Annotated in this window: 10 protein-coding genes; 1 reads left to right on the forward strand and 9 read right to left on the reverse strand. The window is 44.7% G+C overall.

Features of this window, described 5'->3' with window-relative positions:
• Positions 1-13 precede the first annotated feature (13 nt).
• A complete protein-coding gene (locus FKN88_RS01605) occupies positions 14-1,204 on the reverse strand; it encodes an amino acid aminotransferase (RefSeq protein WP_187985805.1) in 1,191 nt (396 codons plus the stop codon).
• Between the two features lie 221 nt (positions 1,205-1,425).
• Positions 1,426-2,826 (reverse strand): asparagine--tRNA ligase, encoded by a 1,401-nt coding sequence (gene asnS, locus FKN88_RS01610; RefSeq protein WP_154168294.1) that lies wholly within the window; start codon positions 2,824-2,826, stop codon positions 1,426-1,428.
• 430 nt (positions 2,827-3,256) lie between these two features.
• Between asnS and queD the strand changes: the two genes are divergently transcribed.
• Complete coding sequence (queD, locus tag FKN88_RS01615; protein ID WP_004395344.1) at positions 3,257-3,616, forward strand: 6-carboxytetrahydropterin synthase QueD; 360 nt, start codon at positions 3,257-3,259, stop codon at positions 3,614-3,616.
• 38 nt (positions 3,617-3,654) lie between these two features.
• On the opposite strand, the gene FKN88_RS01620 is transcribed toward queD, so the two are convergent.
• The 7 genes from FKN88_RS01620 to pabB form a co-directional block, all read right to left on the reverse strand.
• Complete coding sequence (locus tag FKN88_RS01620) at positions 3,655-5,037, reverse strand: efflux transporter outer membrane subunit (protein ID WP_187985804.1); 1,383 nt, start codon at positions 5,035-5,037, stop codon at positions 3,655-3,657.
• Positions 5,038-5,039: 2 nt separating this feature from the next.
• Positions 5,040-7,004 (reverse strand): MacB family efflux pump subunit, encoded by a 1,965-nt coding sequence (locus FKN88_RS01625; protein WP_170905836.1) that lies wholly within the window; start codon positions 7,002-7,004, stop codon positions 5,040-5,042.
• Positions 7,004-8,191, reverse strand: a complete 1,188-nt coding sequence (locus FKN88_RS01630; protein WP_154168290.1) for an efflux RND transporter periplasmic adaptor subunit — start codon at positions 8,189-8,191, stop codon at positions 7,004-7,006. Before FKN88_RS01630 ends, FKN88_RS01625 begins: the two co-directional genes overlap by 1 nt.
• 167 nt (positions 8,192-8,358) lie before the next feature.
• The gene (locus FKN88_RS01635) at positions 8,359-9,720 is read right to left on the reverse strand and encodes an L-serine ammonia-lyase (protein ID WP_040904335.1); all 1,362 of its coding nucleotides are present in this window, start codon (positions 9,718-9,720) and stop codon (positions 8,359-8,361) included.
• Between the two features lie 145 nt (positions 9,721-9,865).
• Positions 9,866-11,119, reverse strand: coding sequence for an aromatic amino acid transport family protein (locus tag FKN88_RS01640; protein ID WP_115152728.1), 1,254 nt, complete (start codon positions 11,117-11,119; stop codon positions 9,866-9,868).
• A gap of 295 nt (positions 11,120-11,414) precedes the next feature.
• Positions 11,415-12,014, reverse strand: coding sequence for a CoA pyrophosphatase (locus tag FKN88_RS01645; RefSeq protein ID WP_040904333.1), 600 nt, complete (start codon positions 12,012-12,014; stop codon positions 11,415-11,417).
• Between the two features lie 199 nt (positions 12,015-12,213).
• Complete coding sequence (gene pabB / locus FKN88_RS01650) at positions 12,214-13,581, reverse strand: aminodeoxychorismate synthase component 1 (protein ID WP_306687179.1); 1,368 nt, start codon at positions 13,579-13,581, stop codon at positions 12,214-12,216.
• Between the last annotated feature and the right edge of the window lie 80 nt (positions 13,582-13,661).

Raw genomic sequence — 13,661 nt, forward strand, 5'->3', positions numbered from 1 at the left:
GTAGATAAGCCATTTATAAAACGACTTTAATCCCTTCACATAGAGGAGACATGTTGTTTTTCGTCATCCCAGCAACACTGATCCGACCTGAGCCAACAATATAAATACCAAATTCTTCTTTCAGTCTCTGAACCTGCTGCTTATTTAAGCCAGAGAAAGAGAACATGCCATTTTGGCGTTCGATAAAGCTAAAATCTGCATTAACGCCGATTTCTTGTAAACGAGTAACGAACAGTTCACGCATTTCTTGAATCCGTTCACGCATCTCGGCGACTTCTGCTTCCCATTCAGCGCGCAGGGCAGGGTTTTGCAGAATGTAGGTGACTACGGCGGCACCATGGGCTGGTGGGTTCGAGTAAATGGAGCGAATAATCGCTTTGACTTGTGAGAACGCCGTATTAGCCACATCGGCTGAGGCGGCGACTAAGGTAAACGCACCGACGCGCTCGTTATACAAACCGAAATTTTTTGAAAATGAAGAGGCGACTAAAATTTCAGGATTGTATTGAGCAAAAATACGCAGCCCAGCGGCATCCTCTTCGACTCCTTTAGCAAAACCTTGGTAAGCAAAATCAAACAGTGGGAGTAAGCCTTTTTCTGCCACCAATTTAGCCAAAATTTCCCATTCTTCTAACGTAGGATCAATCCCTGTTGGGTTATGGCAGCAACCATGCAGTAAAACCACATCACCCGCAGACGCTTGCTCAAGGTCGGCAAGCATCGCTGGAAAATCTTTATCTTTTTTCTCGGCGTTGTAATAAGTGTATTCAGTAGTTTCAAGTCCCGCAGCACCAAATACGCCATGGTGGTTGGCCCATGTTGGGTTACTGATCCAGACTTTGACATCACCAAGCTGACGTTTGATAAACTCACCCGCGACGCGAAGCGCACCTGTACCACCAGGCGCTTGAGCGGTTTTAGCACGTTGAGCATTAATGATGTCGGCTTGCTCACCAAACAATAATTTCTGTACCGCTAGGCCATATTCAGCCGTGCCTTCAATGGTTAAATAAGATTTGGTTTTCTCCGATTCAAGCAGCGCAGCTTCGGCTTTCTTTACCGTCGCCAAGACAGGCGTTTGACCAGCTTCGTTTTTATAAATACCGACGCCTAAGTTGATTTTGTCTGTCCGAGGATCGCTTTTAAACTCTTCAGTTAAACCAAGAATAGGGTCAGCAGGTGCTGCGACAACTTTTTCAAACATAATGTCCATCCATGTAAAGTTAAGGTGATACTCTTCGTGTTTGACTTTGCCGTGATGCTAGCAGCATTCACTGTGGCGGCTTACCAATAGCGCCAAGTCGTGTGCGGAGAGAAGATTGATTGTCAGTATTTATACCTTTCTGATTGAAGAGTGACAACCATCACGCTAAGGAAAATGAAAAAAAACCTCCGCGAAGCGAAGGTTTTTGGTGAAAAGTAAATTTAGAAGTTGGCACTGCGTGGTGTACGTGGGAATGGAATCACATCACGTACGTTACCCATACCGGTCACATAAGAGACCAAACGCTCAAAACCAAGACCAAATCCTGCATGAGGAACGGTGCCATAGCGGCGTAAGTCACGGTACCAGCTCATGTGTTCAGGGTCGATGCCCATTTCAATCATGCGCGCATCGAGAACATCTAGACGCTCTTCACGCTGTGAACCACCGATGATTTCACCAATTCCCGGCGCTAATACGTCCATAGCGGCAACGGTTTTACCGTCGTCGTTAAGACGCATATAAAAGGCTTTGATGTCTTTTGGATAGTTTTTAACGATCACCGGTGCTTTGAAGTGCTCTTCAGCAAGATAACGCTCATGTTCTGAAGACAGGTCGATACCCCATTCCACATCAAATTCAAACTTGCGACCAGAATCAAGTAGAATTTGAATCGCATCGGTATAGTCAACTTGTGCAAAGTCCGATTGAACGAATTGCTCCAAACGAGTAATCGCGTCTTTATCAATGCGAGAAGCAAAGAATTCAAGGTCATCACGACGTTCAGTAAGTACGGCATTAAACACGTACTTGAGCATATCTTCAGCTAATTGAGCCACATCGTGCAAATCAGCAAAGGCAACTTCAGGCTCTACCATCCAAAATTCAGCTAAGTGACGGCTAGTATTGGAGTTTTCTGCGCGGAAGGTTGGGCCAAAAGTATACACTTTGCTCAGTGCACAAGCGTAAGCTTCAGCGTTTAACTGGCCTGATACGGTTAAGAATGTCTCTTTACCGAAGAAGTCTTCGTTAAAGTCAATCTCACCGTTTTCTTGGCGAGGCAGGTTAGCGAAATCTAGAGTCGAAACACGGAACATCTCACCCGCGCCTTCAGCATCGGAAGCGGTGATCAGCGGGGCAGAAACCCAGAAATAGCCCTGTTCATGATAAAAACGGTGGATCGCTTGAGACAAGCAGTTACGTACACGAGCAACAGCACCAATCACGTTGGTGCGTGGGCGAAGGTGAGCAACTTCACGTAAATACTCAATAGAGTGACGAGTTTTAGCCATCGGATAGGTTTCCGCATCTTCTACCCAGCCGACAACCTTCAGTTCAGTCGCCGCTAATTCGAAATCTTGACCACTGGCAGGAGACTCAACAACCGTACCTGTAATTTCTACAGAACATCCGGTGGTGAGTTTGAGAACTTCGTCTTGATAATTATTGAGTGAATTCGGGACCACGGCCTGAATCGGGTCGAAACAAGAGCCGTCATATAAGGCAAGGAAAGAGATTCCAGCTTTGGAATCACGACGTGTGCGGATCCAGCCGCGAACAGTAACTTCACTGTTTACTGCAAGCTTGCCGCTTAATACGTCTTTTACAGGCGCGTAAGTCATGGTTAATATCGTCTCCATTGAGGTAAAAACTCAACTCAAAAGTGTTGCTTCCCTGACGACTTGAAATAACGATAACGTGTGAGTTATTAGCGTCTTTTAGACAGATACCGTTACCATATTTGAACAAGTTGATTGAAAAAAGCGAAACATTGAGTTGGCTAAAATTTTACAAATTCAATGGCACATATTACCTGTCAATTTGTCCGCATCAACCTTTAATATGCTCTGATTGTTGATTTCTTATTCGAAAAGCTAAATTGATGGAATAAATGGCGTATTCTTACCGTAAAACTGATGATGATTTACGATTTAAGCAAGCCGTTTAGGGGATAATACTCGCCTTTGGTTGGTGTGCTTGACTGGATTTGGCTTGTTTCATTTAACAAGATTCCGTAGTATGGCGGCTCTTTTTTTAAGCTTGAGTTGTACGATGAAAACCGAAATTTATAAAGAGTTCATGTTTGAAGCTGCCCATCATTTACCTCATGTGCCTGAAGGGCACAAATGTGGTCGTTTACATGGACACTCTTTTTTAGTTCGTCTTTATGTCGCTGGAGAAGTGGACGCTCATACCGGTTGGTTGATTGACTTTGCGGAGATCAAAGCGGCGTTTCAACCGATTTATGATCGTTTGGATCACTACTATTTAAATGACATTGAAGGATTAGAAAATCCGACCAGCGAAGTGTTAGCAAAATGGATCTGGCAACAACTTAAACCAAGCTTACCGCTACTCAGCAAGGTCGAAATTAAAGAAACCTGTACGGCTGGGTGTGTGTATACGGGATGATTTTTAGCCAAGCTATGCTGTTAGCTTGGCTAAAGGGTCTAACTCTCTTCCTCTATAAGGATCGTCTGCCCCCCTAGGCTTCGATAAAGGGTGCTTAAGGTTACTCGTTGATGATAGTCGTTTTCCAGTAAAGCGGCTCGAGCATTACGTTCGTTTTCTTGGGCATCCAATAGCGTCTTAATTTCTATAGCACCATGCTGATATTGGCTTTGATAGATACGCATTGCTTCAGCGGCGCTTTGCCATTGCTGAACTAATTTTTCAGCTTGGTACTGATAATTTTCTCGGGCGGATAAGGCATTATCCACATCCTGAAAAGCGGCATACAAGGTTTTACGGTAGTTGATGATGGCCGATTCATACTGTACTTGTGCGATATCTCGCTTTAGCTGCATTTCATTCCAATTTAAAAATGGCAAAGTTAAGTCAGCGCCTAAAGTACCGATAGGATCGCTCAATAGTTTTTTTAGTTCCGTCGATGACCCACCCAGAGCTCCAGTTAGTGTGAGCGCAGGAAAATAGCTGCGGCGAGTACTCTCCTTGGCAGCCAGAAAAGCTTGAAGTTGATACAAGGCTTGTTTGACATCGGGTCTACGTGCCAAAACTTCCGCGGGTATTCCTGCAGAAATAGCAGGCAAGGCCGGAGCGGGTTGTTGATCAATTTCAATAGCGGCTTGTTCGGGATCTTGCTCAAACAAAATAGCTAAGGCATTGCTGGCTTGTCGATATTGTTGTTGATAATCACGGTGTGCCGCTTCCAATCCAGCCAGTGAGCGTTTGGTTTCTAATACGGTCAAGCGTGAGGTTGCGCCATGAGTATATTGACTTTGAGCAAGATTGAAGTTTTGGATAGCGTTGTCAATATCTTGCTGACTTAAACGAATTCGTTGTTTTAAATAGCCGATTTGCCAATAGAGTTGAGCGGTGGTTGCCACTAAACTTTGAGCGGTTGCTTCTCGTTCTTGTTGCGTCGCGAGGGCTTTCCACTGACTTTCATCTATTGTCGCTGAAAGCTTACCCCATAAATCCACTTCATAACTGACGCTGATTCTAGCCTGATAGTTGTTAGACGTGTCGCCATGATTGAGATCCTTTGAACGGTTACCGGATACCCCAGCGGCGAGATCGGGAATCTGTTGATCTCTGTCTAAATTCGCGTTTAAGCGAGCCTGTTTTAAAGTGAGCGTCGCCAATGCAAGATCGTGGTTGGTGGACAGGACGCGCTCAACTAACAGATCAAGCTTAGGATCTTGAAAGTTTTTCCACCACTGGCTTTCCCACACCGTATTGGTTTCTTGTTGAGGTGTGTGCCAGTCAGTGGCAATAAAAACAGAAGGCTCTACAAGATCATAGTGAGCGGAACAGCCAAGCAGTAGCAACATGGATAAAGCTAAGCTGGAATATTGAGTTGCAGGTAACATGTTTACTCCCGGGCAAGCGCATCAATCGGATTTAGCTGAGCGGCATTTTTCGCAGGAAGATAGCCAAATAGAACACCGATTAATGTTGAGCACAAAAAGGCAGAGACGATTGAAGCGGTAGAATAGATCAAGGTAAAACTACTACCGAATGAGGAAAAACCGACGCCGATTAAATAGGCGAGGGCAATTCCGACGATCCCACCACACAAACAAACAAGTACAGCTTCGATAAGAAACTGACGCAAAATATCGTTCTGCCTTGCACCAACCGCCATACGAACGCCGATTTCTCGGGTACGTTCAGTGACCGAAACCAGCATAATATTCATTACGCCAATCCCCCCGACAATTAATGAAATAACGGCGATGGCGGAGATGAGTAAGGTCATGGTCGCTGTTGTTTTTTGAATATTTTGTTGAATGGTGTCGGTATTAATCGTAAAGAAATCTTTAGTACCATGACGCATGGTTAACAAAGAGATAATCGCTTGCTCTGCCGCATCACTAGGAATGTTATCATCAAGGCGTACAGTGATTCGGTTAAGGTGGCTTTGACGCATCATTCGTGCATTAATCGTACTGTAAGGAACCCATATATTGAGAGCGTCGTTATTGCCAAATGCACTCTCTTTCGCCGCAGTCACGCCAATAATTCGGATGGGGAGCTTACCTGCAAAAATGACTTTACCGATGGGATTCTCATCAGCAAAAAGAGCCGTTAATGTATTGTGATCGATGACAGCTTCTTGGGCCAAGTTATCCACACTGGTTTGATCCCAATATTGCCCTTTGGCGAGTTCATAGCCACGGACTCGGAAAAAATCAGGCCCAACTCCTTGTATGGAAGCGGTGACCGATTGATTACTAAATTTGATGGTGGCGGAACTATTGACGGTAGGGGTGACGCTATCAATAAACGGCAGTGATTGCAGCGCTTGGGCATCTTCTGCGGTTAACGTTCGAATTCGCCCTGAACGCCGATCGCCAAAGCCAGATCCGGGCATAATATCAATCGTATTGGTGCCCATGGCGGCAATGCTCTCTAAAATCGACTTTTGTGAGCCATTACCGAGCGCTACAACGGAAACTACCGAAGCAATTCCAATGATGATGCCGAGCATAGTCAAGAAGGTTCTTAATCGATGGTTTGACATGGCTAACAGTGCCATTTTTAACGCTTCCCAACAATTGTCGAGCCACTTTTGGTTACGACCGAGAGTTGAGGCTTTGAATGGCGGAGTATGATGGGCATGTGGCTGAAGTGCCGTGTCACTGGTCGAGTGGTTGATACGATCACTGAGAATTTCACCATCTTTGATCTCTATAATGCGATCGGCATACTGAGCTACATGCATATCGTGGGTGACGATAATGATGGTGTGCCCAAGGCTATGTAGCTCTTGCAGCAGTTGCATCATTTCTGAACCACTTTTACTGTCCAGTGCGCCCGTCGGTTCATCGGCAAGAATGACATCGCCGCCATTAACGAGGGCTCGAGCCACAGAAACACGTTGTTGTTGACCGCCGCTTAGTTGGTTGGGCTTATGATCCAGTCGATCGGCTAGTCCTAATCGTTCAAGCAGTTTGCGTGCTCGTTCATGGCGAGTCTGTTTATCGTAACCAGCATAAATAGCTGGGATTTCGACATTTCCTAAGGCGTCTAAATCCCCTAATAGGTGGTAGCGTTGAAAGATAAAGCCGAAATATTCACGGCGTAGCTCAGCCAGTTGATCAGAATTCAGTTGTGAGGTGTTTTGTCCATTCACCCAATATTCACCACAACTTGGTGTATCTAAGCAACCTAAGATATTCATTAAAGTCGATTTACCTGAACCAGAAGCGCCAACTATGGCAACCATTTCACCTCGTTCGATAGTTAGATCGATCTCTTTTAAGACAGTGAGCGTCTCATCGCCAGAAGTAAAGTGGCGGGAAACATTGACTATGTTTAATAAAGCTTCTGACATTAGAAACGCATCCCCGGTGGGCTCATACGACGGCTCGTGTTGTTATTGAGTGTATTTGGCATGCCTAAAATCAGTGTGTCGCCTTCATTAAGTCCCTCAAGAATTTCCACATTGACTTTATTATTGAGGCCGATTTTGACATCACGAAATACGGCTTGGTCATTTTCTAATACAGGAACTTGGTAGCGAGGCTTTGGTCCTGGCTGTCTGATCAGCACTTGAGCGGGGATCAATAGTGCGTTTTCTGAGCGGTGTAAAACAATGGTGACTTGAGCCGTCATACCGATGCGTAATAGCCCATCCGGGTTATCAATATCAAACAAACCATGATAGTAAATGGCCTCATCATTACTGATAGAAAGGTTACTGTCATTGCCAGTCATTAATGTTGGGCCGGGTTCAATAGCACGCAATGTACTGGAATAACGTTTATTCGGTTGACCTAGAATAGTGAAATAGATCGGTAATCCCGGAGTGACTTTAATGATGTCGGCTTCGGATATTTGAGCTTTTACGGTCATGGTATCGAGTACTGCTAGCTCAATAATTGTCGGGGTAGTTTGATTGGCATTGACGGTTTGGCCTTCTTCAACGGCACTGTAAACCACCGTCCCATCCATTGGCGCTCGGATGGTGGTGTAATTGAGGTCGAGGTTGGCGCTATCTACGCTAATTTTTGCTTGTTCTTGCTGAGCTTTGAGTTGTTTAAGTTCTGCAATATACACAGCAAGCGATGTCTGAGCGGCTTCGTAATCCGCTTGTGAGCTAGCGTTTTCTGCCAGCATGGCTTTTTGTCGGTTAAACTCAGCTTGAGCTTGACGAATCAATGCCTGTTTGGCTTGGTATTGGGCATTTAAACTGTTCAATGATGCTTGGGCTTCTTTGAGTTTATTCTGTTGGGTCAGGTTGTCGATTTGAGCCACTAAATCACCTTGTCGAATAGGGTCCCCTAAATTGACCGCCAGTGTCTCAATTTGACCTGATACCTGCGCGCCAACCGCCACTAGCTTTGAAGCTTGTAGCATTCCGGTAGCAAGTACGGTTTCTTCGATGTTACCGCGCTGAACGGTGTCGGTAACGTAGGTTGTCGCATTTTTTTTGGGGTACAAGATATAACCCACTGCGATAAGAATAAGAATGACGATCAAAAACGTAAGCGTCGTTTTTTTAGTAATAGAGAATGACATGGTAAAAATGAACCAGCATATAAAAGAGAATGATTATCACCATTTATAACGTTATCTGGAGATAAAACAAGCGGCGGTTCGGTAAAGCTAAGTAAAGATGGAGAAAGGGAAAATAAAAAGCCTGATGCATAAGTATCAGGCTTGGGAAGATCAATCGTTGAGGAAGATTAGCAGATCACTTTAATCGCTAATCCACCTTGGGAGGTTTCGCGATATTTAGCATTCATATCTTTACCTGTTTCAAGCATTGTTTCGATCACTTTGTCTAAAGAGACTCGGGGAGCCGATGAACGACGCATCGCCATACGAGTGGAGTTAATCGCTTTCACGGCAGCAATCCCGTTACGTTCGATACAAGGTACTTGAACTTGCCCTGCAACCGGGTCGCAGGTAAGACCTAGGTTATGCTCCATAGCAATCTCTGCGGCCATACACACTTGCTCAGGACTGCCCCCGAGGAGCTCAGCTAAACCAGCCGCTGCCATTGAGCATGCTACGCCCACTTCACCTTGACAACCCACTTCAGCTCCAGAGATAGAAGCATTACGTTTGTACAAACCACCAATAGCGCCTGAGGTCGCAAAGTAACGAATGTAATCTTTCTCGGTTACGGTTTGGATAAATTTGTCATAGTACGCTAATACCGCTGGAATAATGCCACAAGCCCCATTAGTTGGTGCTGTTACCACGCGACCGCCTGCTGCGTTTTCTTCATTAACGGCAAAGGCGTACATATTAACCCAATCGACGACCGCCATCGGATCATTGGTGGTTTTTTCAGAGGTTAATAATTGCTGGCGTAGTGCAGCGGCACGGCGCGGAACACGCAAAGGCCCCGGCAAAATGCCTTCAGTATTGAGACCACGTTCCATACACTCACGCATGGTGCGCCAGATATTGGCGAAATAAGTACGAACCTCTTCGTCTGAATGAAGGGTTTTCTCATTAGCCATCACTAAAGTGCTGATAGAAAGGCCATGCTCTTGGCATTGAGCAAGAAGTTGTTCGGCACTCGTGAATGGATAGGGAACTTGGACTGGAGATTCAATCTCTTTACCAAAATTTTCTTCATCGACAATAAACCCGCCACCAATAGAGTAGTAGGTTTTTGAGTAGACAGGATTATCATCAACCCAAGCGTGAATTTGCATGCCATTTTCATGTAATGACAAATTACTTTTATGAAAATTCATGCCGCCTTCACGAGGAAAATCAACGGTATGGCAGTGCATGCCAACAGGAAGGCGCTCCGTTTCAGTAACGCGAGCAATAAAGCTTGGAATCGCATCGATATCGACTTTTTCTGGGGTATTACCCGCTAAGCCCATAATAATGGCGATATCCGTGTGGTGACCTTTCCCTGTCAGTGATAATGATCCATAAACATCCACGGTGATTTTAGTGATGTCGCGCAACTTTCCCATTGCTCGTAAATCATCAATAAATTGTTTACCCGCTTTCATTGGGCCAACCGTGTGTGAGCTCGACGGTCCGACACCAATTTTATAGATATCAAATACACTAATCATATTGATTGCCTCAAAAGTAAGCCCCCCTTAGTGAAGGGAGGCTTTTATTGTTATATTTTACCTGTCTAGTTTGAGGTTACCGCGTGGTTGATCACGCTATTCTTCAAGCTTCAGGTATCTTTTCACTCATACGCGGATGTAGAGATTAAAGAGCGCCGTAGATTACAGAACTAATCGCGGCAAAACCACAAATAACTGTGAATATTTGTACGGGTAGTTTAGTTTTAAACTTGGCCATCGCTGGCACTTTCTGCATCGCAAAAACCGGTAAAATGAATAGGATAGCAGCAATCATTGGTGCGCCCATGGTTTCTATCATACCTAGGATGCTTGGGTTAACGATTGCAACAATCCAAGTGGTCAGCACGATGAACACGAGCGAGATTTTATCGATTTTACCAACAGACATTTGACTGCGTGATTTTACCAATCCCACTAAACCTTCATGAGCACCTAAGAAGTGACCAAAGTAGCTTGAAGTGATCGCCGCAAGTGCCACAATAGGACCAAGATAAGAAATCAGTGGTGATTCATGCACATTGGCTATGTATGAAAGCACACTGATGTTTTGCTCTTGTGCCATGGTTAACTGCTCAGGTGTTAAAGACAACACGACTGAGAAGACGAAAAACATCACAAATCCCATTAACATCATTGCTGCGCCAGCAGTGATCATATCGGTTTTCACGACCGCATGCTCACCGTGCTCTTGACGTTGTGATTTAGTAAATTGGCTGATGATTGGACTGTGGTTAAAAGAGAACACGATGATAGGAATAGCTAACCAGACAATCAGCGGAACGGTAGACCAATCTGGAGAGGTTTCGATCATGGAAGTGTTCCAATCAGGAATAAGGAACACAGATAAAGCCAGTAGAATAAATACCAGAGGATAAACCATCGCTGAAGTGGCTTTGAGCATTAACTCTTTACCAAAAACAACGCCAGCGGTCATTAATGAAATTAACGCGCCAGAGAGTAACCAGCGAGGAATGGATTCCATACCAAATTGGTGAACGAGGAAAGAGTCGACGGTATTAGTAATCCCGACGCCGTAAATCAGAACAATAGGGTAGATGGCGAAAAAGTAAGCAAAAGTGATAAGGTTGGCGCCAGTTTTACCAAAGTGTTCTTCGACGGTATCGGTGATGTCAGAGTCAGTGTTACTTGCAGAAAGAACAAAGCGAGCGAGACCTTTATGGGCAAACCAAGTCATTGGTGCTGCGATAAGCGCAAGAATGACAAGCGGCCAAAAGCCACCCGCACCAGCTTTGATTGGCAGAAAAAGAACGCCAGCACCGACGGCGGTACCAAAAAGGGAAAGCGACCATACAAAATCTTTATAGGTCCACTTGCCAGTGGATTGTGTGGCTGATGTAACCGTTGTGGTTGTATTCATGTTTAATTTACTCATTTTGGGAACAGGAAATAAGTCGAGCGCAATTTTGCAGGTTTTTTTACAATAAAAAATAGATCTAAATCATGAATTGTTTGCGCTTGTTGAATGATATGTCAAAAACCCCTGATTGATCACGAAAAAACTGTGCCACATGTGGGAATTGTTAATGGTTGGGTTGGTTAAGGTTATTTGAAGGTGTCATTTTATGATAAACTAGCAAGGCAAACGATTGCTTTTTTGGGTAAAAATAGGTCAGTGATAATATGAGGTGTACGTAAATTAATCATTTCAAAGGCTATCTATCACTATTAATGTGTTTTTGCAGCGCTTGGATGATTTGTGCTGTCATACCCCATATAAAATGATGTTTATATGGTAAGGCGAAGACTTTATGCAGGGAGTTTTTTATTAAAAAGGTATTACTGAGTAAATGTTTTTGATCGAAAAGATAAGCGGCTGGAACCTCGAAGACTTCTTCGACTTCGTTAGTATCAATTGACATTTCATAACGGGGATCAATGAATGCAATCACTGGTGTCACCGCAAACTGGCTGATGGTCACAAGCTCAGGCAATTGACCGAGGATCTTAATGTATTTGGCTTCTAATCCGATCTCTTCGTGCGCTTCTCTTTTGGCCGTTTGATAAAGTGTGCCATCGCTCGCTTCATATTTTCCACCTGGGAAGCTAATTTGTCCAGGATGATGCTTAAGATGGGCGGCGCGTTTAGTTAAAACAACACTGAGCCCTTGTGGCCGTTCGACAAACCCGACCAATACCGAGGCCTTTCTTAATGAGGCTGACTGTAAGTGAGCTGCACGGTTGAGTGACTGGGCATGGTAACCAACGGGGGTTTTGAGTAAAAAATCTTGCATCAGTTGTTGTTTACTGATCATGCCTCGTTCTCCTTAGGTAAAAGGTGTCCGATGGAATCATCCACCCTCATCGGTTTGCTTAATCATCATGTTCATTTACGACTTGAAGTGATAGTCGTGTTAGCGTCCGAATCACAGCGTAGTTCAATGCTGAGAGTAATCGATGGATTGGCCGCTTAGCTGCAACTCCAAGTCGTTTGATATCTCTTATAAATTTAGCCTATTGTTCAAGAATTGGCAGAATACGGCTGAGTTTATCTAACGTTTCTTGATATTCGGCTTGCCATTGACTGTCGGCGACGATACCACCACCGGCCCAAGCGTAAATTTTGTGTTGATGCGCAACCAAAGTCCGGATGGTAATACTGGTATCCATTTTGCCATGACGGCTGATATAACCAATTGAACCGCAATAAGCGCTACGTCGATGTGGTTCCAATTCTTCAATAATCTGCATCGCTCGGACTTTTGGCGCACCAGTAATCGATCCACCGGGAAAGCTTGCACGCAGTAAGTCCGTCGCTTGATATTGCTCATCAAGTTGGGCGCGAATCGTACTGACCAAATGGTGCACTGCAGGAAAACTCTCGATTTCAAAGAGCTTAGGTACATGAACACTACCTGGTTTAGCGACACGACCAATATCATTACGCAGCAGATCGACAATCATTAAATTCTCAGCTTGATCTTTGGCGGCTTGCGCGAGCTCATTAGCTTGTGCTTTATCTTGTTGAGGATCTTGATGGCGTGGTCGAGTGCCTTTAATCGGTTTAGTTTCAATCACTCGTTGATTCACTTGCAAAAAACGCTCAGGAGAGACACTAAGAATCGCGCCTTGTTCTAAGCGAATGAAAGCAGAAAAGGGCGCAAGATTGCTCTGTTCTAGTCGTTGATAGGCAAGCCATTCACTACCTTGATAATCCGCGCTAAAGCGTTGCGCTAGATTAATTTGATAGCAATCACCGGAAAGTAAGTACGCTTCGATTTGATTGAATTTCTGCTGATATTGTTGGGCGGTCATGTTCGATGACCAAGCACTGGTGAGCTGAAATAGCGGCTGAGAGAGAGGCTCGAACGAGGCAAACCAAGCCTGAGCTTGCTCAATATTGATGCCAGCCCAGCAAGCAGTTTGTTGTTGGTGATCGACGATCAATGCCCATTCATAAAGACCAATCGCCATATCTGGCATAGCAATGTCGTGTTGTGCTTGTTCTGCTAATGGTTCTATCCGACGCCCTAAATCATAGCCGAAATAGCCCAGCGCGCCGCCGACAAAAGGCAACTCACTGTGATAAACCTCAGCGGGTAAATAGCGTTCTTGCAGCTCGGCTAGCAGCGTAAAAGGGTCTTGTTGTGATGATGTCGCACCACTCGGTTGCTGAATGGTGGTATCGTTACCGACAGTGACTAGGGTCGCAATGGGATTGGCGACCAAAATATCAAATCGGCTATCGATATGTTGGGTCGAAGCAGAGCGAAGTAGCATTGCCCATGGTCGCTGCTCAATGCGATTAAAAAACTGTTGAGCGAGATCGGTTTGGTAAGTGATGGGCTGCACTTGAATAAGTTTTTTTTCTTCAACGTTCATTTGTGTAATTTGTGACAATGGGTCACTTCACTGCGTAGCACATAGAGGAAAGCAAGAGTATCATAAAAGCCTGAAAGAAA

Source organism: Vibrio sp. 2017_1457_13, assembly GCF_030851525.1.
Taxonomy (GTDB): Bacteria; Pseudomonadota; Gammaproteobacteria; order Enterobacterales; family Vibrionaceae; genus Vibrio; species Vibrio metschnikovii.

Bases quoted from the DNA above. Each gene is read 5' to 3' on its own strand.
- FKN88_RS01605 (WP_187985805.1), bottom strand. From the start codon at position 1,204: ATGTTTGAAAAAGTTGTCGCAGCACCTGCTGACCCTATTCTTGGTTTA.
- asnS (WP_154168294.1), bottom strand. From the start codon at position 2,826: ATGACTTACGCGCCTGTAAAAGACGTATTAAGCGGCAAGCTTGCAGTA.
- queD (WP_004395344.1), top strand. From the start codon at position 3,257: ATGAAAACCGAAATTTATAAAGAGTTCATGTTTGAAGCTGCCCATCAT.
- FKN88_RS01620 (WP_187985804.1), bottom strand. From the start codon at position 5,037: ATGTTACCTGCAACTCAATATTCCAGCTTAGCTTTATCCATGTTGCTA.
- FKN88_RS01625 (WP_170905836.1), bottom strand. From the start codon at position 7,004: ATGTCAGAAGCTTTATTAAACATAGTCAATGTTTCCCGCCACTTTACT.
- FKN88_RS01630 (WP_154168290.1), bottom strand. From the start codon at position 8,191: ATGTCATTCTCTATTACTAAAAAAACGACGCTTACGTTTTTGATCGTC.
- FKN88_RS01635 (WP_040904335.1), bottom strand. From the start codon at position 9,720: ATGATTAGTGTATTTGATATCTATAAAATTGGTGTCGGACCGTCGAGC.
- FKN88_RS01640 (WP_115152728.1), bottom strand. From the start codon at position 11,119: ATGAATACAACCACAACGGTTACATCAGCCACACAATCCACTGGCAAG.
- FKN88_RS01645 (WP_040904333.1), bottom strand. From the start codon at position 12,014: ATGATCAGTAAACAACAACTGATGCAAGATTTTTTACTCAAAACCCCC.
- pabB (WP_306687179.1), bottom strand. From the start codon at position 13,581: ATGAACGTTGAAGAAAAAAAACTTATTCAAGTGCAGCCCATCACTTAC.